We start from the raw sequence: 23,642 nt of genomic DNA on the forward strand, positions 1-23,642 counted from the left end.
TACATAGAAAGGAGATAACAACATGATTAAAATGTTTGTAAGTGATATCGATGGTACAATGATGCAACACGGAGGTCTTATTGATGAGCAAGATGTTGCGGCACTACGCAGCCTCGCCGAGCAAAATGTTATTCTTTGCTTCGCTTCCGGAAGACTTGATAATGAAATTGCAGACTTAATGAAAGCTGTAAATACAAATTTTCATCGTATTAGTGTAAATGGTGTTTTTGTATATACACATGAAAATAAACAACTATTATCTGCAACTTTTGATTCCAGCATACTTCCCGATTTGTTAGCTATGACGAATGAAAATCCTTATTTCCGTTATGTAAGTGATGAGCATAATTATTACATTGAAGAGAAAACACCTTTTATTCAAGAACTTGAACAACAAGTAACAATGACTTCTGTTGAAGAACCAAACTTACTACAGAAGATTGATGATACAATTTTCCCAAATAAAATTTCTGTCGGTGGAACAAAGGAGAGCTTACAACTCCTTCAGAAAAAAATTGATGAAAAATTCCACGGGAAAGTTAGTACTTTCATCTCAGCAGAACAATGTTTAGATGTAATGCCACCGAATGTTAGTAAAGGCTCTGCCATTTCTGTTTTATTAAATGAGTTTCAAATAAAACCTGAGGAAATTGCTTGTATAGGGGATTCTTACAATGATATTCCTATGTTTTCTTTAACTCCTCACAGTTTTGCTATGTCGCAAGCCGATGATGCAGTGAAAAAACACGCTCACTATGTAGTAAATCACGTCAAAGATGCTGTTAACCACGTAATTGCTCATAATAAAAATACGACTCATTCCTTATAAGGATGAGTCGTATTTTTATTTCTTTACATGTTATCCATTTTCATTTCCACTGTACTTCACAAACTGAAATATACTATTTGTTACGTGCAATATTCGTAATAAATTTATAACGATCTCCACGATAAATACATTTCACGTACTCTAGCGGTATCTCACCTTCTGAATATGACCATTGACGCATTACAAGTACAGGCGCCTTTTTAGGAATATGCAGATGTTCAGCTTCATTTTCCGTTGCAACAGAAGCTTCAATTGACTGAGTAGCGCTAACAAGTTTAAAGCCCAGTTTTTTCTCTAAATGTTCATATAAAGATTGTTGCAATATCTCTTCGTTAATATCTTTTACAAGAGCTGGCGACAAATATGTCGTCTCAAAAGCAATCGGTTCATCATCAGCTAAGCGAATACGCCTCACTTCATAAACCGATTCCCCCTCCTGTATTCTCAACCGGTCTGCTATTTTAGCAGTAGCTGGAACTAGGCGGAAACTAAGTAATTGACTACTTGGGTTCATCCCACGAGAAATCATGTCTTCTGTGAATCCCGTCATTCCTTGCAATTTTTGTTCCACTTTCGGAAGTTGGACAAATGTTCCAATTCCACGCTTCCGATATAAATAGCCTTGTTCCACTAAATTATTAATCGCCTGTCTGATTGTCATACGACTCACTTCGAACTTATCACAAAGTTCATTCTCAGATGGGATTTTATCTCCCGGCTTCCATTCGCCGTCCTCAATTAGCTGTTTCACCCACTCTTGAATCTGATAATAGATCGGAAATGGTGAATACTTGTCGATGTTCATCAGCAATCGCCTCACTGCATAAAGATAGAGCTTCTTGATCTGCGATTACGGTTACATTCGGATGACGTTGTAAAACTGTAGCCGGACACTCTTCACTATATTCACCTTGCAATAATTCTTTAACAGCTTCTGCCTTTTTAGCACCCATAGCTACAAGTAGAACTTGTTTCGCTTTCATAATGCTTCCAATTCCCATTGTAATCGCATGAGTTGGCACATCTTCTTCTTTTTCGAAGAAGCGAAGGTTTGCTTGGCGTGTAGATTCTGTTAATTCAACAATGTTCGTTGGAGAATTAAACGGTGTTCCTGGCTCGTTAAATCCGATGTGACCGTTTTCACCGATTCCAAGAATCTGTAGGTCAACTGGGTTAGCAACTAGAATGCCCTCGTAACGTTTGCATTCTTCCTCTAAATCACTTGCCATCCCGTTTGGTACATAAGTTTGTTTAAATGGAAGATGATCAAACAACTGTTCTTGCATGAAATAGTGATAGCTGTTTTTATCTTCATGTGGTAAATTTACGTACTCATCTAAGTTTACAGTGGTTACACGGCTTGTATCAAGTTTATTTTTTCGCATTTCTGCATAAATACCTAATGGAGAGCTTCCTGTAGCCATTCCTAATGTTGGATTTTCTTTTGTTTTTACAACTTCTTCAATTAATTTATAACCTGCTTCTGCTAGTTCTTCTGGAGTTTTTACAACAAGAATATTCATTTAATTACTTCCCTTCCTTCATATGAATTCCTAAACGAACCGTATCATATACATGTAAATCTTCATTCATCACAACAAAGTCTGCATCTTTTCCTACCGCTAATGCACCTTTATTATTTAATCCAAACTCTTCTGCTTGGTTAACTGATGTCATCAGTACTGCATCTTCGATTGAACAACCTGTAAATTCAATTACATTTCGGAAAGCTTGATCCATTTTTAGAATACTACCAGCTAACGTTCCATCTTCTAATCGAGCACTACCATCTTTTACATGTACCGGCTGTCCGCCAAGCTCATATAATCCATCTTCAAGACCTTTTGCGCGCATTGCGTCAGTAATAACACTTACTTTTTTCGGTCCTTTTAACTTATATGCTAATTTCACCATATCAGGGTGAATATGAATACCATCTGTAATTACTTCAACCATTACATCTGGATTTAATAACACATGACCAACAACTCCTGGCTCACGGTGATGTAATCCACGCATTTGATTGTATAAATGTGTCGCATGTGTAATCTTTCTATTTTTTAGTTGCGCATCAATTGCATCTGTATGCCCCATTGTGCCAACTACACCAGTTTCAGTAAGATATTGTTCAAACTCTAATGCTCCCTCTTCTTCTGGTGCATATGTTACTAATTTAATTAAATTCCCACTTGCTTCTTGCCATTGTTTAAATTGCTCAATATTTGCAGGAACGATATGTTCAAGTGGTTGTGCACCTGCACGTTTCTTTGAAACATAAGGTCCTTCTAAGTGAATATATTCGAAATGTGCTCCTTTTTCTTTTGCTTCTTTCGCAGCAGTTAGCGCTGCTTCAATTGCCTCTGGAGCTTGTGTCATTGTTGTTGGGAAGTAAGTTGTAACCCCTTCTTTTAACATTTCTTTACCTAGAGTTACTAACCCATCGCTATTTGCATCCATCGCATCAATATCGTATCCACCATGAATATGAACATCGATCATACCTGGAATTACAATCTTCCCTGTAGCATCAAAAACAGTTTCATTTTCTTGTGGTACATATTGAGCCATCAAACCAATTTCTTTAATGGTTTCTGCGTAACGAATAAATCCGTTTTCCACTATTTCTTGACCTGTGTAAATTTTGGCATTGATGACAATTTGCGTTTTCATTTTCATCGATCCTTTCCCATGAAATACCTACTTGTTATTATTACCTTATTCGCCTAGTTCCATCTTAATATATGCACGAGTAGTTGTCTATACATTCTAATGAAATTTCCTTTTTATTCAACAAAAAAGGAAATTTCTTACGTCCATTATAATTATAATTATAATATATAGTATTCATTTTTCCAAAAAGGGACAGTATCCACCCCTAATATAGAAGTCACTTCAACAATGGCATTAACCCACTAGACTCTAACATAACATGTTCACCATCTGTTTCTATTTCTACTGTACGTTTATTCGTTCTATATACCATTATACCGTGCCTTTTTAAGCGTTTTACTACACTTTGGTGAGGATGTCCATACGGATTACTACTCCCATAAGACAGAATAGCAAACTGCGGTTCCACTTTTTTTATAAACGTTTCACTTGTTGAAGTATACGAGCCGTGATGCCCCACTTTTAAAACATCTGCATGTACATCAAATTGTTTTAATATTTCATGTTCTGTCCGTACATCCGCGTCACCCATTAATAAAAAATCCGCTTTTCCATATCGTACCTTCAAAACAATTGAGGATTCATTATTTTCATCTTTTGATTTCCCATTGTTTAATACTTGTATAGAAACATGTGGATCCAGCGGTATATATTGCCCTTCCTTTACTGAAACGAAAGGTATCCCTCTTTTTTTAATATTATTCCGATATGTATGATAAGTAAGAGAACTATATGTTTTTCCGCTATCTAATATAAGCGATACCGGCATTTGCTCTACAATTGGAATTAGCCCCCCTATATGATCCATATCGGGATGCGTACTGACAATTACATCTAAATGATTAATCCCTTTCTCAATTAATTTCTGAATAATAACCTCTCCTGCTTCATAAGGTCCTCCATCAATTAACATTGTTTGTCCGTTTGGCATTATGATAAGTGTTGCATCACCTTGCCCCACTTTTAAAAAGCTCACTTTCATTTTACTAAGATGTTGCCGATGCATATGTAAAGGAGACGTAGTATGAATGGACATCATATACCTTTTAGCTGATGCGCTATTTAAAGAAAAACATAATAAAACAGAAACTAATAATAGAATAATCCGCATACCTCTCATAACTCGTCTCCTTTTTTCATTTAGTATGGCACTGTAAATAATTGATATACAAAAAAAGCTTAGCAAAATGCTAAGCTTTTATTTCGATATCTCTTGTAAGGAACCGAAGAATAAATCTGCTTCATTCATTTGTTCATTCTCTTCAGAAAGCGGCGGTAAATCATCTAATGTTTTCAATCCAAATGTGTCCAAAAATTCTTTTGTTGTTCCGTATAAAATAGGACGCCCTGGTCCTTCCGCCCTTCCCATTTCTTTTATAAGTAAATGTGAAACCAACGTTTGTAACGCCTTATCGGTTTTAACTCCTCTAATCTCTTCCATTTCAGTCCTTGTGATTGGTTGACGATATGCAACAATCGCTAACGTTTCAAGGGCAGCTTGTGAGAGCGAAGCAGCTGTTGGTGTATCTATTAGTTTTTGATAATATGAAGCATGTTCTTTCTTTGTAGCAAAACGATATACTTTTGCATACTGTACAATTTGCAAACCACGGTTTGCACCTTCACATTCTTGTTGCATTTCTTCTAAAATATTCATTACTTCATTCATTTCAATTTCAAGAACTTTCGCTATTTGTTCTGGATAAATCCCTTCATCACCAGAAACAAATAAAAGGCCTTCAATAATTGACTTTTGTTCTTTCCTATCCATTTCACGAGCTCCTTCCTTCTATTTTCCCATAAAAATACACATCAAAAAACCGAATCACAATCAATGCGTTCGGTTCAATATTTTTTCTCTTGTTCCAAACGATACATTAAAACATAGCATGAGATAAAGTGTTTTTATCCCAATTTCACATACTTGCCCTATGCAGATTTATTAGAGCTTGATACGAAAATTTCATCAAAATTATGTTCTTGCTCAATTATGATTTGTTGATTTTTCATAAGTTCCAGAACTGCTAAAAATGTTACGACCATTATTTCACGTTCATCATCAACAAATAAATCATAAAAACTTTGGCGACCACCCTTTATTTTTAACTGCTTTAAAATATCAGTCATTCGCTGTTCAATTGGTATTTCTTGACGAGTAATACGTGTTGTTACAGGTTTTTTTGCCTTTTTACGGCGCATTAATTTTTGAAATGCCGCTAGCATATCATATAACGTAACATCAAGAGGCAAGCTTGTCTCTTCTTCTTGTTGCAACGATGTAAAGTCAATTGGTGGACGTGTATATAGCTGTGCTCTTTCTTGTTCTCTTTCTTTTAACTCAGTAGCAACTTGCTTATATTTCTTATATTCAATTAACCTCTCCATCAATTCTTGACGAGGATCATCTATAAAATCATCACCGTTATCAAGTACATCTTCTTCATGTTTCGGCAACAACATTTTACTTTTAATTTGTAATAACGTTGCGGCCATTACTAAATACTCACTTGCAACATCTAATTGAAGTTCTTTCATCGTATGCACATAAGATAAATATTGCTCTGTAATATCTGCTACAGGAATATTATATATATCAATTTCATAACGATGTATTAAATGTAACAATAGATCTAAAGGCCCTTCAAAAGCCTCTACTTTAAAATTATATTGCACAAAGCATCCCACCACATTTTTTCTATAACAACATAAGTATAGAGCATACTCATGTTCTATCCAACCTTTTTAAGAAATTTAATTAAAAATAGACCGATGCCTATGTCATCATGCCCACCACTTCATATGATAACAGTGTAGTAAGAACAATGTAGGAGGTCAAAAAACTATGGGTCACGTTGATTGTGGTTTTAGCGGTGGGTTCGCATTACTTGTTGTACTGTTTATTTTACTAATTATTGTAGGAGCAGCTTGCTTCTGCTAATATGAACAATAACGGCTAGGGGGAAATCTCCTAGTCGTTTATTGTTCATATTTCTATGATACACTTATATGTATAACCGTTAGATAGGGGCGAGAAAACATGTATCCTACCGAATACATACAATTTTTAATTCATTTCCAAGGAGATTACGACTATTTTGAATGCCACGAAATACTAGAAGAGTACTGGAAGACAAAACCACGAGGAAATCGTGATCATTACTTAGTTGGTCTCATTCAAATTGCAGTTTCTTTATACCACCAAAGACGTGATAACTGGAATGGTTCTACAAAAATGATGAAAAGCGCAATCACAATTTTAGAAAAAAGCGGTGTGTCTTTACAACGTTTAGGAATTAATCAAGTACAACTTCTTTCCTTGCTCAATGAAAGATTGCAATCTATCCATAAAAAAGAACGTTTTGTACCTTTATTTTTACCCTTATCAGATCCATCGTTAGAGAAGCAGTGCACAGAGTTATGTCAAAAACAAAACCTCCCTTGGAAAGATTTGAATGCTATCCCAAGTGAATATATTATAAACAAGCATACTATGCGTGATCGCACAGAAGTCATTACTGAACGAAATGAACAATTACAAAAAAGAAAGCAGAGATAATAAACTACTTATCCCTGCTTTCACGAATGTATATTTTGTTCTAGCCCTTTACATTTTTCGCAAAAACTTGCTGTTTGCTCATTTCCGCAAATTGTAAACTCAAGAAATTTACTCTTTAACTCTTGAACCATCTTTGTCCCAATCCCTACATGACGGTGAGATGGGTTGACACTCAAATGCTGAATTTCTAATACTTGATTCTCTTTTTTTACAATCCCCATTATTCCAACAAAATCTTCATTCTCTTTCCACAAATACAATTGCCAATCATCTTTTGCTTCATATTCTTTCATTGTCAATTGTAATGTTTTCACATCTTTTTCAGTTGGCATAAACGAAAGAAGCCCCATTGCAATTTTTTCATAACTTTTTTTAAAACGAATTAACATAACCCTTATCCCTTCTTACAAAAGTTACAAACTAGTAATCCCCTCAATCACTCTTTTCATATCATATTCATTTTACAATATTTTCAACAGAGTGAGAAGAGCCTAAAACAACTTGATAATCATACAAAGCGAAAAGAAGAAAGTCAAATCTATGTTTCAGCACTATTCCTTTAATAAATAGAGTTAAAAAAAGAAAATTTTATATGGAATGGAAAGAAACATATCATTCAATATCACTTCATTAATAGTTACCCTAAAGCAGCACACTTCTAGCAAAATTAATATAACAAAAAATATTTATTGAAACATATAATGTAATGTATTCTATGTAATTTGTTAAAGGTTTGTTCTCACAAGCAATATATTTTAGCAACAATACTACTTGTATGATGAGCTGCAGAAGAAGTACCCCGTCCCATTTAAAAGTAAAAAAAGAGAGCAAAAGCTCTCTTTTCCCTTACCTTATTCTTCCCAAACTTTAACTTCTTTCATTACATCGCCTTGACGCATTTTTAATACTGTTTCAATACCGCTTGTTGCTTTACCAAATACAGTATGAACGCCATCTAAATGTGGCTGTGGCTCATGAACAACAAAGAATTGGCTACCGCCTGTGTTACGGCCAGCATGAGCCATAGAAAGTGATCCGACAAGGTGTCTATGAGGGTTTCCATCAGTTTCACATGGAATAGAGTAACCTGGGCCACCTGCACCTGTACCTGTTGGGTCTCCACCTTGGCTTACGAAGCCAGGAATAACACGGTGGAATGTAACACCATCATAAAATCCTTGCTCTGCTAATTTTTTAAAGTTTTCTACTGTTTTCGGTGCTTCTTCTGGGAAAAATTCCAAGTCGATTTTTTCACCGTTTTCCATTAATATGTATCCTAAAGTTTTCATATGTATATGTCTCCTTTCAACTATCTCAGCACTATATTACCACATTCATGACTAGAAACAAAAAGAATCCGACAATCTAGATACTTCTTTTTTGAAATGTGGAAAAAGCTAGGTGACAAATAAGAAATATATACTATAATAACTTTGTTGCCCGAAAATTTTAGAAAGAGAAAGGGAGCGATTTTTCGTGAGAACGAAATTATTAGCTCTGCTATTAGCTGTAACGGTATTTATGATGCCAACAGCTTCATTTGCAGACATCATCGAGGGAGAATCAATTGTTACACTAGGAGAGAACTTATCCGAACAACAAAAACAAGATCTGTTAAAAGAAATGAAAGCACCGAAAGATGCTACAATTATTACTGTATCTAATGCGGAAGAACATAAATTTCTAGAAGGCATTGTTCCAAAAGCACAAATTGGTACGAGAGCAATTTCTTCTTCTATGATTACATACACTAAACCAGGATCTGGTCTTATTGTACGATCAAAGAACATTAACTGGGTAACAGATGCAATGTACACTAACGCTTTGATTACAGCAGGTGTAAAAGATGCAGAAATTCAAATTAACGCACCTTTTAAAGTTTCAGGAACTGCAGCTTTAACTGGATTAATGAAAGCATATGAAACTGCGTCCAATAAACAAATTCCTGAAGAAGTTAAAAAAGTAGCGAATGAAGAAATGGTACAAACAGCCCAGCTTGGTGATAAAATTGGTGAAGAAAAAGCAGTTCAACTTGTTGCAAAAATTAAAGAAGAAATTGCAAAAGAACAGCCAAAAACAACAGAAGATTTACGTTCATTAATTAAAAAAATTGCTGATCAATTAGGCATTACATTAACAGATGAACAGTTAGATAACTTAGTATCGTTATTTGATAAAATGAAAAATCTTAATATCGATTGGAATCAAGTTGGTAGTCAATTAAACAAAGCAAAAGAACACGTTTCTGCCTTTTTAGGATCTGAAGAAGGACAAAGTTTTCTAGATAAAGTGAAAGATTTCTTCTCAAGTATCATTGATTTTGTTAAATCTTTATTCAAGTAAAAAAGAAGCCCGCCAGTGACGGGCTTCTTTTTTATACAAGTAACGGTAATTTCATAACAGCCTCTTCAACCGAACGCACTATATGATTTGCTTTCTCCTTTACATATGGATGGGCATGATGAAGAGTAAATGAATGCGGGGTTACTTCAAACATAGAAATATCATTGAAAGAATCTCCAATACAAGCAACTTCATTTGCTTCAATTTGCAAATGGTCCATTAGTCGCTTTAGAGCACTACCCTTACTCACGCCTCTTGGCATAATATCAACATAGCGTTTACCTGATATAAAAACTTCCGCTTCGCCTTGAAACGTATCTCGTAGCTCTTGATCTAACGTCACAATTTTCTCTTCTTCTCCAAAAACAAACAATTTTGCAGGGTGCACAGTCTTACCAAACTCTTCTTCTAACGCTTCAATTTCAGCGATATGCACACCCATATACGCTTCAAAATTATGGTGTTGTTCATTTTTCCTTTTTGTATATCGCTGCTCATTTGCACAAACAATATCCGCTAGTCCTTTTTTATGTATATATCGATATATTTCCTGGGCAACCGTATTTTCAAAACTCGATTCATGGAATAAATCCCCATCCGGAAGTAACATTGTCGCTCCATTTAAGCCTGTTGTGTAATATGGGAATGAAAACCTTTTTACAACTTCATCAATTCTATGTGTAAAGCGGCCAGAGGCAAAACAAATATTTGTCCCTTTCTCAGCTAACCAACACAGCGCACGTTCATCTTCTTTTTGCATATGATTCACATCGTAAACGAGCGTGTCATCTAAATCACTTACAAATAATTTAATCATGTCCTCTTCCCCTTCCATACACAATATCTACTCTAAGTGTACACAAAAAATGTGTGATTTTTGTTAAAAAACAATAAATTTTTGCTAAAAAAAATAAACGGGTGTATAATCCCGTTTATTTTTGTCTTTTTACATTTTGAGGTCTTACAATACTTGGTCGTACTTTTAAACTAGACATTGTTGGACGGAGTAAAATTTTTGTTAACGCGCCCCAATCAAATGGTAAAAACGGCCATAAATAAGGTGTTTGTAAACTTTTTATAGACGTTAAAAATAAAATTAATATCGTCATACCAATTACAAATCCCATCTCATGGAAGAGACCTGTTAAAATAATAACAAACAATTTCCCAACCTTATTCCCTAATCCTAATTCATAACTCGGTGTTGCATATGCACCAATCATCGAAACCGCTACATACAAAATTACTTCTGGCACAAACAAACCTACATCAATTGCAATTTGACCAATTAATATAGCGGAAATCAACCCTGCTGCAGACGATAACGGCGTTGGAGTATGAATGGCTGCCATCCTTAAAAACTCAAGTCCGACCTCTGCCATTAACACCTGTAATAAAATTGGTAAATGCGTCATCTTAGTCGGTCCAATAAAAGCAAGATTTGCTGGCAAAAGAGTTGGATCAAATACAAACACTAGCCAAAATGGTAATAAAAATAACGAGAATATAACACCTAAAAAGCGCACCCAGCGTAAAAATGTACCGACAGCTGGATTTTGTCTAAATTCTTCCGCATGCTGTAAATGATGAAAATATGTTGTCGGTGTAATCATAGCACTTGGTGATGTGTCAACGAGCACTAACACATGCCCTTCTAGTAGATGATTTGCTGCTACATCTGGCCTTTCTGTATATCGAATAAGTGGGAATGGGTTATAGCTTTGCTTTACAACAAATTCTTCTACTGTTTTATCCGCCATCGTAATTCCATCTACATCGATGTTATTTAATTCTTGTTTTATAATCTTTACTAAGTCTGGATTTGCAACATCTTGAACGTATGTAATACAAATATCCGTTTGTGATCTATCTCCTACTCGAATAATTTCATTTCGAAGACGTGGATCTCGAATTCTTCTACGAATTAATGCTGTATTTACAACGATATTTTCAACAAACCCATCCCTCGCACCGCGTACTACCTTTTCGGTATCTGGTTCTGTCGGTGTTCGCCCTGGATAACTACGAACATCGATCGCGAACGCTTCCGTTTCACCTTCCACAAATATCACAATGAGTCCTGATAATACTTGGAGCATTACCTCATCCATCGTTTTCACTTTGCTTACTTGTTGATGGATTAAGCGATTCTCTAAAAGCTTCACTGTATCTTCTTCTACATCCCTTATCTCATTTGTATCCACCGCTTCTTCTAAAATAGGGATAATATAATTTGTATCACAAAGTCCGTTTACAAATAACACACCAATTTCTTTATTCAAAATTTGAAATTTACGAATGCCAACATCGTATGTAACGCCTAGTCCAACTGTCTGCTTTAAATAATTTTCATTGTCACTTATGAAAGTTGATATAGGGATATCCACCTTTTTAGGCTTCGTCATAAAAACCACTCCTTTCCAAAATTAATTGAATCGCTTTTCTAGTAATAGGTGACCCTCTCTCCCATTCATCATTCCCGCACATTTTACCAATATCACCAACTCCAACAATGACAGGAACATTTAAATCGTCTAAGCAATATATTGTATCTCCACTAATCCTGCCAATTTCACCATCTGGAAGTCCAAATTTATCAACACCGTATTCGGTTAAATTCCCATTCCGATCTACACTTACATCTACACGTGCCCATTCCCAATGATGCGTATTAGACGCTACTGCTAAAATTCCGAGCACATCAATTTGTTTATGGGTAGCCACATATTTTAAAGCCTTCTCACCAGATCCTTCTCCAATAAATCCACTGTCATCAAACATGACAAATACAGGGTCATATGGCGTTTGCATAATAAGCTCAACAACTTTTTTCCCTGTCAATTTGGTTGGATTACTTTGTGATGCTGAAATACACCTTCCCCCAAATTCCTTTGTTAAAAGCTCAATTGTCCGCTTTGCATATTCATCTCCATCTGTGACCAAAACAACCCTTCGTCTCATTTGATTTATCCTTTCGGTTTACATATAAGTGCTATAAAAAACGAAAACAATATCGCTGCGGAAATGCCCGCAGACGTTAAACTAAACATGCCAATACCAATTCCTAAATATCCATGTTTTTCTGCTGCATGCATTGCTCCGTGCAATAGTGAATGTCCAAAACTTGTAATAGGGACTGTTGCTCCAGCACCTGCAAACTTTATTAGTTTATCGTACAATCCAAATCCATCTAAAATTGCTCCGATGACTACAAAAGTTGCCATTAAATGAGCTGGTGTTAACTTTGCGAAATCTAACAATAGTTGCCCAATTACACAAATAGCTCCACCTACAAGAAATGCATATATAAAATCCACAATTCACTCTCCTTTAACTCTTTCAAATACGACACCATGTGCAATTGTTGGAATCGTTTCTTTCTGTTGCATCATCATCGGGCTTAATAATGCGCCAGTGGCAACGACAAAAATTCGTTGTAAATTCCCTTTTTGCATCTCGTGTAATAAATGGCCATATGTGACAACTGCTGAACAAGCGCAACCACTACCACCTGCAAACACTTCTTCTTGACTTGATTCATAAATCATCAATCCGCAATCATTGTATATATGCCCAAGATCGTAACCTTCCTCAAGTAAAAGTTGTTTTGCAATCGGCGTCCCAACAGCTGATAAATCACCCGTAACAATTAAATCATAATCATCGGCACTTCTTCTTAAATCTTCAAAATGCTGTTGAATTGTATGAGCTGCTGCTGGAGCCATCGCTGCCCCCATATCCAAAGGATTTGTGATTCCTAAATCTTGCACTTTTCCGATTGTAGCCGCCGTAATTTTAATCGCACTTTTTTCATTGCTAATTAATATAGATCCTGCACCAGTCACAGTTGAATTTGCTGTCCCTGGCTTTTGCCCACCATACTCTGTTGGATAGCGAAATTGTCTTTCAGCCGTTGCATTATGACTACTTACTGTAGCTAAGACACGATTTGCAAATCCACCGTCTATAAAAGCTGAGCCAACTGCTAAAGTCTCCATAGACGTCGCACAAGCGCTAAACATTCCTAAAAAAGGAATGCCCCACTTACGCGCAACATAATTTGCTGTCACTGTTTGATTTAATAAATCTCCCGCTAAAAAGAAATCAATTTGCGATGTTTTTATATTCCCTTTTTGCACTGCTTGTTGAATTGAGTCTGACATTAATCTTCGTTCGGCGAGCTCCCAATTTTCCTCTCCACAATGCAAGTCATCGTATGAAATATCAAAATCTTTTCCAAGAGGGCCCTCAGCTTCTTTCGGACCGACAGCAGTACCCGTTGCATTCACATATATATCATTTTGAAATACCCACGTTTGTTTTCCGGTCAACCTCATACTAGCCCCTCCTTTAAGACATAAAAACTTTAAAGGTATACCTTATTAACCCAATGATATATGCACCAACAACCCCAAATACAATTACACTTCCTGCCAGTTTAAACATATTTGTAGCAATCCCTAGAACAATCCCTTCACTCTTATGCTCTAAGGCAGCGCTCGCCATAGAATTTGCAAATCCTGTCACCGGCACCGCTGATCCTGCTCCAGCAAATTGACCGATTTTATCATATACACCACATCCTGTTAAAATCGCGGATAATAAAACAAGCGTTGCAACAGTTGGGTTTCCTGCCTCTTGTTCACTGAAGTGAAAATAATGTATATAAAATTTCATCAATACTTCTCCAACTGTACAAATGAGTCCACCTACAAGAAATGCTTTGATACAATTTAGTAAATAGTTTGGCTTTGGATGATACTCCTTCACTTTATTTATGTAATCATCCTTCAATTTCTGACTTGTCATTTATATACTGCCTCCTACTTTACGAAATAAATCCAGTGAAACAACGATCCTATTACTTTCCCAAGTACAATAGCAATGAGTAAAACAACAATCTTCCCCTCTACCCCTACTCGTTTCGCTAAAATAGGTAGAACATTTAACACCTCTGTTAATGCCGCAGCAAGCATTCCAATGAACGTGCCACAAAATATCCCTAATATAACGAGCCAATATTGCGATGTTTGAAATGTAATGTTTTTCAAACTACACCAAGCCCCTGTTAAAGTACCTGCAATGACTGCCCACTCAAAATATTGAATATGCTTTCCACTTCTCGTTAATTGAGCTAAACGGGGGATTATACCAAGTACAGCTAAAAATGCGACATACCCGCTACCTACCGCAATCCCTCCAGCTAAACCAATTAAAATAACAAATCCAGACTCAATCATCGGCAAGTTGTTTCATATTATCCTTGTTTTCATTAACGATTACATATTGATCAAGCGACTGTTGGTATTGAAACATCTCAACTTCTAGCGGACTTGGCTCTTCATTAATTCGCTTTTGAAATACATGATTAAAGAATAAAACCATCCCTAAGCCAAGACCTAAAGAATAAGGAATTTGAAATAAAAGTGGTTGCGCATTAAATTCTCCAGTAATCATGTAATATAACCGTTGATGTACTTGTTGCATACTTACATCTTCATGGAAATAAATGATCGCAAGGGCCGCTCCAATGAAAAGTAACAGCCATACAAGCCCGAAAAAAACTGGATGCGCCTTCTTTTTTTCGTATATAATTTCAACAAGAGTTTGTCCAGAACCGAGTAAATTAATTTGTACATGAGATGCTTTCTGTTGAATAATCTCAATTACTTTCATAACATCAATTACAACATGCGTCTTATCATGCGCTGTTATTTTGTAAACTATCTCATTTTGTAACAACTCAACTACGGAAGAATCTCCGGCAAGTTGAGCAACATCGCCCAGCTTTACTTCATAAGTAGGAGAAACTTTTAAACGATTGCGCATTTTAATATAAATCGTTTGTTCCAACTTTCATTCACCCCTTCACTCTTCCTCGTAGTTGTAGTATGGTTATTGAATTTTTTTCTAATACAATTTTTTCATAAAAAAACATCTGCACCATTTTGGTGCAGATGTTTTTTACTTATGCCTTTTTCTTAAATAAGTTTGCAATACTTAATGCAAGCCCTCCCCAAATGACTACGATTCCAATAACCATCATCATAATCGCTGATCCACTCATTATGAAACACCTCGATCTTTCCATTCTTTTTCAAGTTTGGCAGAGTCCGAATGAATTTGTGCATCCCATTTTTTCAGACCAATGATTATTGCAACTATGAGGAATGCTGCTGCTATCGACCAACCATACGTTACAACAAACTCAGTCGGATAATCTCCATAGTTCTTTTTAATATTTTGGATTGTACCATCAATTAGCATATACCCTAACATAAGCGGAGTAATAACGAGTAAACTCACTCTCCAAAACGTTCCTAATTTAATATCAGATACAAAGTTTGCATGATTTTGATAAACTGGTAAACGACGTAAAATGAGCCCTATCGTAACTACTTCCGCAAGTGCAATTGTAATTAATCCGAAATTATTAGCGAAATAGTCGACAACATCTAAGAACATAAGTCCACCACGTGTTGCAAAAACAAGAGAAACTAACACGAGAAGGGTTCCCATAATTCCAATGGTTTTTTCACGACTTAAACTGAATTTTTCAGATACAGCGGCAAAGCATACTTCCGCAAGTGAAATAAGTGATGTGATTCCAGCAACCGTTAACGATAAGAAAAATAATACACCAAACAACGGTGACATCGGCAACTCATTAATAATTTGCGGAAATACTACGAACGCAAGTCCAACGCCAGCACTTGCTACTTTATCAACCGGTACTCCCATATTATTTGCCATAAATCCAAGAGCTGCAAAGACTCCAATACCTGCTAATAATTCAAATCCTGAGTTTGCGAATCCAGTAATAAAGGCATTATTTGTTGTATCAGAGTTTTTCGGTAAATAACTAGAATACGTAATCATAATTCCAAATGCTAAAGATAAACTAAAGAATATTTGACCATAAGCAGCAAGCCATACTTTCCCATCAAAAATACGACTCCAATCTGGTTTAAAGAATGCATCTAGTCCTTGCATAGCACCTTCCATCGTCACTGCACGAACGACGATAATAAGGAACATAACAACTAATAAAGGAATAAATATACGGTTAACAACTTCGATTCCTTTTTTAACTCCTTTAAATGCAACGCCAAGCACAATAATCCAAACGAGAGCTAACGGAATTAATACTTCCGGTACAAGTCCTCCAAATTGTCCTGGCTTATCTGCAACATGTAAGTACTCTTTAAATAAAAATGATTGCGTGTCTTTTCCCCATGCTCCAGTAATTGCAAAGTATGTATACGATATAGACCAAGCAATAATCACTGCATAATATGTTGAAACGATAAATGTTACGCACATTTGCCACCATCCAATAAATTCGGCACGCGGGCTAATACGGAAAAATGTAAGTGGTGCTGAGCCACGATGACGATGACCAAGAGCAAACTCAAATGCTAACAATGAAATACCCGTCGTTAATAATGCAAATAAGTACGGTAAAAAGAATGCCCCGCCGCCATTTTCATACGCTGTATAAGGAAAACGCCATATGTTTCCTAATCCAACGGCAGATCCGACCGCTGCGAAAATAAATCCAGCTCTCGTTCCCCATTGTTGCCTCGTTTCCATGTTTCCTTCCCCCCTTTATGACAAGTTCATACTTGGATTATATTTTAAATTAACTAAATTATCAATAAATTCTGTTAATTTTTTCGAAAATTAACATCTCTCTCCTATTAACTTCATAAAAAAATCGAATAGACAATTATTCGTCTATTCGATCTTTCATCTGTTTTAATATTTTCTTTTCAAGTCTTGAAACTTGTACTTGCGAAATACCTATGCGCTCTGCTACTTCTGACTGTGTTTGATCTTTATAGTAACGCAAGTATACAATTAAGCGCTCTCGTTCATCTAGTTCTCTAATCGCTTCTTTTAAAGCAATTTTATCGAACCATTTCGTTTCAGATTGATCTGCAATTTGATCTAAAATAGTGATTGGATCACCGTCGTTTTCATATACAGTTTCATGTATAGATGAAGGCGCCCGGCTCGCTTCTTGTGCTAGAACAACTTCCTCTGGCGTTAGTTCTAGCGCCTCTGCCACCTCATTAATCGTTGGAGCCCTTCCGAACTCTTTCGAAAGCTCATCTCTCATCTTTCGAATTTTGTTCCCTGTTTCTTTTAAAGACCTACTAACTTTCACTGATCCATCATCACGTAAAAAACGTTGTATTTCTCCAATAATCATTGGAACTGCATATGTTGAAAATTTCACGTCGAAAGATAAATCAAATTTATCTACCGATTTCAAGAGCCCAATACATCCAATTTGAAATAGATCGTCTGGTTCGTATCCTCGATTAAGAAACCGCTGTACAACCGACCAAACGAGACGCATATTACTTTGAACGATTGTATCTCTCGCCTGTTGATCTCCATCTTGACTTTTTTGAATTAACGCTTTTAGCTCGTGGTCCTTTAACTGAGGTTTCTTCTTCTCATTTTTGACCTCTATGTCCATAGGCTATTCTCCTTAATTGCATAGAGCGTTACTATTTGATAAGTATTTTGTCAAATGGATTGTTGTCCCGAAAGATTCGTTTGAAATAACTTCTACTTCATCCATAAAATTTTCCATGATAGTAAATCCCATTCCGGAACGCTCTAATTCAGGTTTAGTTGTAAAAAGGGGTTGTCTCGCTTCATCTAAGTTAAAGATTCCAATCCCTTCATCTCGAATCGTGAGTTTCACCATTGCTTCTTCCAAAATTACAGAAATATAAACAATACCTTCTGCATTTCCTTCGTATCCATGAATAATTGCATTTGTAACCGCTTCTGACACAACTGTTTTGATCTCCGTTAATTCTTCCATCGTTGGATCTAGTTGTGCAATGAAAGCCGCCACTGTAACGCGAGCGAATGATTCATTTTGACTTAATGCTGAAAATTGAAGGTTCATTTCATTTCTCATCTATGCCACCCCCAACGTCGCGAGCGCGTGCGCTTCACTTTCTTCTAAGCGAACGATTTTGAATAAGCCCGACATTTCAAATAAACGCTTAACAGGCGGTGAAATTGCACAAACAACCATTTCTCCACCTAATCCCTTTACGTGTTTATATCGGCCTAATATAACACCTAGACCAGAACTATCCATAAACGATAAGTTCTCTAGGCTCAAAACAATATGATGAACACCATGTGTCTCAATCATATCTGTTACTTTCGTTCGCAACTCTTCAGCCGTATGATGATCTAATTCACCCTCTAGTCTCACACATAGGACGTCACGTTTTACTTCTAATTGCATGGAAAGACTCACACGATTTCCTCCTTATGCTCAAACTTTACTTATTCACATACATAAAGATTTTCGTGATATAAAATAAGAATCCTTCCTGCTGACAAAAGAAGAACTATTTCGTCATAAAGTGAAACCTTTCAGCATTATTCACTGGCATACGAATAGAAAAGCGGCAAACTATTTGCCGCTATTTTGATGTTGAAAACATCCCAAAACTTCTTTTAAATAACTCCCACCAGCTCGCTGCAGCAACATCTTCTTTTGCTACAATTGTTTGTTTTAATAAAACATCTTTATCTTTTTTAATAACAAGTGTGCCAAGCGCGTCACCTTTTTTAATCGGTGCTTTTACTTTCTTTTCAGCAATTACTTCTTGTTTTACCTTGTCCATACTCTCGCCCTTCTTCATAAGAAGAGAAACATTATCTGACGCAACTAAATCTATTTTTTCTTTTTTCCCTTTTCCTACTTGAACTGTCTTAATTTTTTCGCCGCGCGTATACAATTTCTTTGTCATATATTGTCCAAATGCATAGTCAAGAAGCTTCGTCACTTCGTTGTTCCGTTCTTTTGATGTTGGTGCTCCCATGACAACTGAAATGACACGCATGCCATTTTTTTGAGCCGATGCTGTTAAACAATATTTCGCTTCTGTCGTAAAACCTGTTTTTACTCCATCTACGCCAGGATAAAAACGTACTAGCTTATTCGTATTAACGAGCCAAAACTTTTTATCCGTATCTTCACGTAAATAATCTTCGTACTTACCTGTGTATTTACGAATAAGTGGATACTTCATCAATTCTCTCGCCATTATAGCCATATCATTTGCTGTCGAATAATGGTCTTTGGCCGGAAGACCTGTTGGGTTTTGAAAATGTGTATTTTTCAACCCTAGATCTTTCGCCTTTTTGTTCATCATATTTACAAATCCTTCTTCTGAACCTGCGATATGCTCAGCTACTGCAACAGATGCGTCATTTCCAGATGCAATTGCAATACCCTTTAACATCTCATTTACAGTCATCTCTTCCCCAGGTTCTAAAAAGATTTGCGATCCACCCATTGAAGCTGCATGTTCGCTCGCTCTAACTTTATCGGTCAGTTTTAGTTTTCCTTTTTCAACTTGTTCCATAATTAAAAGCATTGTCATAATCTTTGTCATACTAGCAGGTGGTAATTTTTCATTTGGGTTTTTATCAAATAAAACTTTACCTGTATCTTGCTCAATTACGATTGCTGACGACGCTTGTTCCGCTAACTTCGGCGTTGTTTCTTCTGTTTTCTCCTGCTTCGTTTTCTCAGATTGCGCAAAACTCACTGAAGTTCCAGAAAGCAATAACATGAAACAAACAAGTATTCCAAAAACTCGCTTCATGACTAACCCTCCATTCTATATCAGACCTATTTTTTCCAATTTCTCTTTTTTTAATACCAATTTTTTCTATTATTTTCATTTGACAAATACATTCGTCCCCTATATTGTATTAAGTGTATTACACACAGTAGTACACTTAATACATATGAGGAAGGAGACATTGCTCTTGCATATTCAACTTGACCCAAGAAGCAACACTCCGATATGGGAACAAATTGTTCAAAATATAAAAGAACTCGTATTGAAAAACATGTTGGCTCCAAGTGATAAACTTCCTTCTGTACGCGAGCTCGCTTCTTTACTCGTTATAAATCCAAATACAGTGAGTAAAGCGTATCAAGAGTTAGAGCGACAAGGAATTATTGAAACGTTACGAGGAAAAGGAACATTTGTATCCCAATCGATTACCCCAACATTAGACGAAAGGAAAATCGCTATGGTTGAAAAGCAATTTCATCAATTACTATTAGAAGCCTCTTATCTTGGTATTACGAAAGATAAAATTCATGATTGGATAGATTCATACTATAAAGAGATTGGAGGAAATACGGATGTTGAAAGTGACAAGCTTGAAGAAAACAATTGATAATCAAACAATTTTAGACGATGTTTCTTTCACATTACAAAAAGGTAGTATCGTCGGATTACTTGGAAGAAATGGTGCGGGGAAAACAACTTTATTACGAACGATAGTCGGTATTTTAGACCCAGATGAGGGAACTGTTACATATGAGGATATCGACATTCATAAAAATCCTGAAACGAAACAAAAAATCGTATATGTTCCGGATTCTACTAACATACTGAACGGTTATACAGTAAAAGAAATCGTGAAGTTTTATAAAGCAGTTTATACAGCATTTGATGAACCATATTTCTACGAACTACTAGAACGTTTCAATTTACCAAACAAACGAATTCGTAGTTATTCAAAAGGAATGAAAGCACTGCTTGCCATCATTTTAGCTGTTGCTGCACAGGCAGAATATATTATTTTAGATGAACCAACAAACGGACTTGATCCTATCGTTAAAAGACAGATTTTACAGTTTCTCGTTGGAGAAGTTGCAGAAAAAGAGATTACCATTTTCATATCTACCCATCATTTAGATGAAGTTGAACAAATTGCAGATACAATCATTATTTTAAAAGGACATACTGTATCTTCTATTACATCACTAGACGATGCAAAATCACAATTTGCTAAAATCCAAGTAGCCTATGAACGCTCATTACCTCAAAAACTAGAAAACTTAAGCAATATTAAAATATTAAACCAAACGGGAAAAGTATATACAATCTTAATTGAGGGAAATGTAGCTACAACACTGGAGAAGTTTTATAAAGAGCAACCTATACTCATTGAAGAACTAACAATGTCACTTGAAGATGTCTTCGTTACGACACTGGAGGAGGATGGGTATGTTTCATAAAGCGTTGTGGATGTGGAATTGGAAGCGCGGGAAATATGCTGCGTTACTGTTTTTCTTTAGTTCGCTTTATTTTTTATCTTTCGAATACTATCAAGCAGCAGAAACTCAACAGTCTCTCTTTCTCCATCCAGAAAAAATAGGTGAAGAAAAGTTCTACTATCATTATTCTTTTTATTCTTCTAATAGCTTTTGGTTAGGTATTATTACAATTATCCTATCCTGTATATTGATTGGTTGGGAGCGAAGTAATCAAAGTGGAGATTCACTTATGACATTTCCATTTAAAAGACGTGATATGTTCTTATCGAAGTGGGTTTTCGGTGGATTTTTCATTGTACTATCACTTCTAATCAATTGGGGTCTTATGTATTTTATTTATAAATCTACGATTCACTTTGAATATCAATCTTTCGAACCGTTTCATCGATATTTCCTGTATGCAATTTTCACATATATAGCGATCTATACTGTCTCTTTATGTATTGGTACATTTACTGGCAGTATTATTTCACAAAGCATCTTTAGCATTACTTTTTGCATCATGGGAATGGGAATCTTTTCACTCTTACTCCTATTCTTTACAGCTCATGCTGAGGCAATACAGGGGAATAAAAGTTATACGAATTTCGAAAACATTTATGAATTCAATAAAAAGACCAACATTTCAAGCGCTATATTAGACTTTTCAATTAGTTATAATTACCACCCTACTGCCCAATCAGATGAAGATCATGGAAAAGTAATACAAAGGGGACCTACTTTTCATAGTTATTACTCTGCAAAAATAATACTTGTTCCTATCTTCTATACAATTTTCAGTTTGCTTATTGGGATGTTTCTCTATGCAAGGTCACCTAATGAACATAATAAGAAAATTTTCCTTTTTCCAAAATACAACTCACTCTGGATGTCGTGTACTACCTTTTATTTTGCATTAATAGGTGGGCAAATGTTGAAGCGTTTTGATTTATTATTTAGTTACTATGTTGGGTTCTTTTTATTTGGAATCGTCACTTATTTTATATTATCACGTCTTACAAACTATAAAGTTTTTTAAAGGAGAGATCCTATGTTTCAAAAAGTATTATGGATGCATACCTACAAGCAAAGTAAATATATTGTTTGGCTATTTTGGTTAGTAAGTTTTTATGTACTATCCTATAAATACTACTTAGCATCTGCCGAGCAATTAAAATATTTTCATGAACATAATGAATGGAAATATATATACCGATACTATTATCAACTTTCACTTCCCGATGCTATCATGGTTCAAGGAGGACTCCTTATTGCATTAGCCTGCATCCTTATTGGATGGGAGCGTCAAAATCAATCAAGTGACATTCTATGGTCTATGCCATTTAAACGGAAACATCTCTTCATGACGAAATGGCTTTTTGGTGTGTGTAATATTTTAGCTATCGTTATATTGAATTGGGGACTTTTTGCTATTATGAAAAAGGCAACTTTTCATAATAAGTATCAAATATTTTCACCATTTCATACCTATTTCTTATACATGGTTATCATCTTAATTGCTATATATACACTTGCATTATGCATAGGAACAATTGCTGGTAATATGATTTCACAAGGATTCTTCAGTGTTGCTATACTTGGATTCCCTTTTATTTTGCCGACTCTAATTGCCGGAGCTATTTCTATTCATACGGTTGGACTTATTTCTAATCATCCCGTCTATACGGAGGAGAATGTAGATCGTTATGGTTCAGTAATAGAAAAAGTGAGTATTTTAGCGCCAGTTCGCGGATTCAATATTAATTTTAATTACGATCCTCAACGTGCTTATACTGATGAACAAGGCGTACGTCATGATGAACCTAATTTTACGTATATTCCCTCAGCAACAAAACTTATCGGCCCAATCGCAAATGTACTTATTCTATTACCTTTAGGAATGTACTTATATACAAGATCACCTAATGAACAAAATGGGAATTTTCTATTATATCCGAAACTCAAAACACTATGTATGATATGTTGTGTAATCTTTATTGGAATGTTTGGAGGAATGGCAACGGGAGGAAGTCATTCTATCTTAAATTATTATATTGGTTTTATAGGAACCAGTACGATAGTCTACCTACTATTATCTCGCTTATTAAAATTTAAATTTTCTTGGCGTGTGAAATAACCTC

Annotated in this window: 30 protein-coding genes; 8 read left to right on the forward strand and 22 right to left on the reverse strand. The window is 35.7% G+C overall.

The window, feature by feature from the left end; all coding sequences use genetic code 11:
* The first annotated feature begins 22 nt into the window (after window positions 1-22).
* Window positions 23-829, forward strand: a complete 807-nt coding sequence (locus DN403_RS18790) for a Cof-type HAD-IIB family hydrolase (RefSeq protein ID WP_000594250.1) — start codon at window positions 23-25, stop codon at window positions 827-829.
* A 73-nt stretch (window positions 830-902) separates the two neighbouring features.
* Here the strand turns inward: DN403_RS18790 and DN403_RS18795 are convergent, their stop codons facing one another.
* From DN403_RS18795 to scpA, 6 genes are all read right to left on the reverse strand, one after another.
* Window positions 903-1,634 (reverse strand): GntR family transcriptional regulator, encoded by a 732-nt coding sequence (locus DN403_RS18795; RefSeq protein ID WP_014894892.1) that lies wholly within the window; start codon window positions 1,632-1,634, stop codon window positions 903-905.
* The gene (gene nagB, locus DN403_RS18800) at window positions 1,564-2,352 is read right to left on the reverse strand and encodes a glucosamine-6-phosphate deaminase (protein ID WP_001024209.1); all 789 of its coding nucleotides are present in this window, start codon (window positions 2,350-2,352) and stop codon (window positions 1,564-1,566) included. The genes DN403_RS18795 and nagB overlap by 71 nt, the downstream gene beginning before the upstream one ends.
* A 4-nt stretch (window positions 2,353-2,356) precedes the next feature.
* Window positions 2,357-3,499 carry an N-acetylglucosamine-6-phosphate deacetylase gene (nagA, locus tag DN403_RS18805; protein WP_002082222.1) on the reverse strand — a complete coding sequence of 381 codons (1,143 nt, stop codon included), beginning with the start codon at window positions 3,497-3,499 and terminating at the stop codon, window positions 2,357-2,359.
* A 217-nt stretch (window positions 3,500-3,716) separates the two neighbouring features.
* Window positions 3,717-4,619 carry a ComEC/Rec2 family competence protein gene (locus DN403_RS18810; RefSeq protein ID WP_001214828.1) on the reverse strand — a complete coding sequence of 301 codons (903 nt, stop codon included), beginning with the start codon at window positions 4,617-4,619 and terminating at the stop codon, window positions 3,717-3,719.
* A gap of 78 nt (window positions 4,620-4,697) precedes the next feature.
* Window positions 4,698-5,270, reverse strand: coding sequence for a segregation/condensation protein ScpB (scpB, locus tag DN403_RS18815; RefSeq protein WP_000375173.1), 573 nt, complete (start codon window positions 5,268-5,270; stop codon window positions 4,698-4,700).
* 158 nt (window positions 5,271-5,428) lie between these two features.
* On the reverse strand, window positions 5,429-6,172 hold the full coding sequence (gene scpA, locus DN403_RS18825) for a segregation/condensation protein A (protein ID WP_001199753.1): 744 nt from the start codon (window positions 6,170-6,172) through the stop codon (window positions 5,429-5,431).
* Between the two features lie 169 nt (window positions 6,173-6,341).
* On the opposite strand from scpA, the gene DN403_RS18830 reads away from it, so the two are divergent.
* Both DN403_RS18830 and DN403_RS18835 read left to right on the forward strand, forming a co-directional pair.
* A complete protein-coding gene (locus DN403_RS18830) occupies window positions 6,342-6,437 on the forward strand; it encodes a YjcZ family sporulation protein (RefSeq protein ID WP_000510194.1) in 96 nt (31 codons plus the stop codon).
* A gap of 99 nt (window positions 6,438-6,536) precedes the next feature.
* Window positions 6,537-7,055 carry a DUF309 domain-containing protein gene (locus tag DN403_RS18835; protein ID WP_000283612.1) on the forward strand — a complete coding sequence of 173 codons (519 nt, stop codon included), beginning with the start codon at window positions 6,537-6,539 and terminating at the stop codon, window positions 7,053-7,055.
* A 20-nt stretch (window positions 7,056-7,075) separates the two neighbouring features.
* Here the strand turns inward: DN403_RS18835 and ribT are convergent, their stop codons facing one another.
* Window positions 7,076-7,444 carry a GNAT family N-acetyltransferase RibT gene (gene ribT / locus DN403_RS18840; RefSeq protein ID WP_000908401.1) on the reverse strand — a complete coding sequence of 123 codons (369 nt, stop codon included), beginning with the start codon at window positions 7,442-7,444 and terminating at the stop codon, window positions 7,076-7,078.
* Window positions 7,445-7,906: 462 nt separating this feature from the next.
* On the reverse strand, window positions 7,907-8,344 hold the full coding sequence (locus DN403_RS18845) for a peptidylprolyl isomerase (RefSeq protein WP_000853784.1): 438 nt from the start codon (window positions 8,342-8,344) through the stop codon (window positions 7,907-7,909).
* Between the two features lie 187 nt (window positions 8,345-8,531).
* Between DN403_RS18845 and DN403_RS18850 the strand changes: the two genes are divergently transcribed.
* Window positions 8,532-9,398: a DUF1002 domain-containing protein gene (locus DN403_RS18850; protein ID WP_001259343.1), complete on the forward strand. Its 867-nt coding sequence runs from the start codon at window positions 8,532-8,534 to the stop codon at window positions 9,396-9,398.
* A gap of 31 nt (window positions 9,399-9,429) precedes the next feature.
* Here the strand turns inward: DN403_RS18850 and DN403_RS18855 are convergent, their stop codons facing one another.
* From DN403_RS18855 to dacF, 14 genes are all read right to left on the reverse strand, one after another.
* The gene (locus DN403_RS18855) at window positions 9,430-10,233 is read right to left on the reverse strand and encodes a Cof-type HAD-IIB family hydrolase (protein ID WP_002082221.1); all 804 of its coding nucleotides are present in this window, start codon (window positions 10,231-10,233) and stop codon (window positions 9,430-9,432) included.
* A gap of 97 nt (window positions 10,234-10,330) precedes the next feature.
* Window positions 10,331-11,803 carry a spore germination protein SpoVAF gene (gene spoVAF / locus DN403_RS18860; RefSeq protein WP_000165593.1) on the reverse strand — a complete coding sequence of 491 codons (1,473 nt, stop codon included), beginning with the start codon at window positions 11,801-11,803 and terminating at the stop codon, window positions 10,331-10,333.
* A complete protein-coding gene (gene spoVAEA, locus DN403_RS18865; protein ID WP_001254416.1) occupies window positions 11,790-12,359 on the reverse strand; it encodes a stage V sporulation protein SpoVABEA in 570 nt (189 codons plus the stop codon). Before spoVAEA ends, spoVAF begins: the two co-directional genes overlap by 14 nt.
* 5 nt (window positions 12,360-12,364) lie before the next feature.
* Entirely contained in the window at window positions 12,365-12,715 is a 351-nt protein-coding gene (spoVAE, locus tag DN403_RS18870) for a stage V sporulation protein AE (protein WP_000345907.1), read from the reverse strand.
* 3 nt (window positions 12,716-12,718) lie between these two features.
* A complete protein-coding gene (gene spoVAD / locus DN403_RS18875) occupies window positions 12,719-13,735 on the reverse strand; it encodes a stage V sporulation protein AD (protein ID WP_001241139.1) in 1,017 nt (338 codons plus the stop codon).
* Between the two features lie 13 nt (window positions 13,736-13,748).
* Window positions 13,749-14,207 carry a stage V sporulation protein AC gene (gene spoVAC, locus DN403_RS18880; RefSeq protein ID WP_000203809.1) on the reverse strand — a complete coding sequence of 153 codons (459 nt, stop codon included), beginning with the start codon at window positions 14,205-14,207 and terminating at the stop codon, window positions 13,749-13,751.
* A gap of 14 nt (window positions 14,208-14,221) precedes the next feature.
* Entirely contained in the window at window positions 14,222-14,638 is a 417-nt protein-coding gene (gene spoVAB, locus DN403_RS18885; protein WP_000572938.1) for a stage V sporulation protein SpoVAB, read from the reverse strand.
* Entirely contained in the window at window positions 14,631-15,251 is a 621-nt protein-coding gene (locus DN403_RS18890) for a stage V sporulation protein AA (RefSeq protein WP_000438368.1), read from the reverse strand. Before DN403_RS18890 ends, spoVAB begins: the two co-directional genes overlap by 8 nt.
* A gap of 115 nt (window positions 15,252-15,366) precedes the next feature.
* On the reverse strand, window positions 15,367-15,465 hold the full coding sequence (locus tag DN403_RS18895; RefSeq protein ID WP_000016826.1) for a methionine/alanine import family NSS transporter small subunit: 99 nt from the start codon (window positions 15,463-15,465) through the stop codon (window positions 15,367-15,369).
* Window positions 15,465-16,991 (reverse strand): sodium-dependent transporter, encoded by a 1,527-nt coding sequence (locus DN403_RS18900; protein ID WP_000450088.1) that lies wholly within the window; start codon window positions 16,989-16,991, stop codon window positions 15,465-15,467. Before DN403_RS18900 ends, DN403_RS18895 begins: the two co-directional genes overlap by 1 nt.
* 136 nt (window positions 16,992-17,127) lie before the next feature.
* Entirely contained in the window at window positions 17,128-17,886 is a 759-nt protein-coding gene (gene sigF, locus DN403_RS18905) for an RNA polymerase sporulation sigma factor SigF (protein WP_000350729.1), read from the reverse strand.
* Between the two features lie 12 nt (window positions 17,887-17,898).
* Complete coding sequence (gene spoIIAB / locus DN403_RS18910) at window positions 17,899-18,339, reverse strand: anti-sigma F factor (protein ID WP_001243398.1); 441 nt, start codon at window positions 18,337-18,339, stop codon at window positions 17,899-17,901.
* Complete coding sequence (spoIIAA, locus tag DN403_RS18915) at window positions 18,340-18,690, reverse strand: anti-sigma F factor antagonist (RefSeq protein WP_000059135.1); 351 nt, start codon at window positions 18,688-18,690, stop codon at window positions 18,340-18,342.
* Between the two features lie 169 nt (window positions 18,691-18,859).
* Window positions 18,860-20,050, reverse strand: a complete 1,191-nt coding sequence (dacF, locus tag DN403_RS18920) for a serine-type D-Ala-D-Ala carboxypeptidase DacF (protein ID WP_000832002.1) — start codon at window positions 20,048-20,050, stop codon at window positions 18,860-18,862.
* A 166-nt stretch (window positions 20,051-20,216) separates the two neighbouring features.
* On the opposite strand from dacF, the gene DN403_RS18930 reads away from it, so the two are divergent.
* The 4 genes from DN403_RS18930 to DN403_RS18945 are packed head-to-tail and all read left to right on the forward strand — an operon-like array spanning window position 20,217 to window position 23,638.
* On the forward strand, window positions 20,217-20,636 hold the full coding sequence (locus DN403_RS18930; RefSeq protein WP_000548027.1) for a GntR family transcriptional regulator: 420 nt from the start codon (window positions 20,217-20,219) through the stop codon (window positions 20,634-20,636).
* Window positions 20,602-21,483 carry an ABC transporter ATP-binding protein gene (locus DN403_RS18935; protein WP_000922124.1) on the forward strand — a complete coding sequence of 294 codons (882 nt, stop codon included), beginning with the start codon at window positions 20,602-20,604 and terminating at the stop codon, window positions 21,481-21,483. Before DN403_RS18930 ends, DN403_RS18935 begins: the two co-directional genes overlap by 35 nt.
* Window positions 21,473-22,540 (forward strand): ABC transporter permease, encoded by a 1,068-nt coding sequence (locus tag DN403_RS18940; RefSeq protein ID WP_000468517.1) that lies wholly within the window; start codon window positions 21,473-21,475, stop codon window positions 22,538-22,540. Before DN403_RS18935 ends, DN403_RS18940 begins: the two co-directional genes overlap by 11 nt.
* A gap of 12 nt (window positions 22,541-22,552) precedes the next feature.
* Window positions 22,553-23,638 (forward strand): hypothetical protein, encoded by a 1,086-nt coding sequence (locus tag DN403_RS18945; protein WP_000487025.1) that lies wholly within the window; start codon window positions 22,553-22,555, stop codon window positions 23,636-23,638.
* The last annotated feature ends 4 nt before the right edge of the window (window positions 23,639-23,642 follow it).

The organism is Bacillus sp. AY2-1, from assembly GCF_008368965.1.
GTDB classification, from domain to species: Bacteria; Bacillota; Bacilli; order Bacillales; family Bacillaceae_G; genus Bacillus_A; species Bacillus_A thuringiensis_S.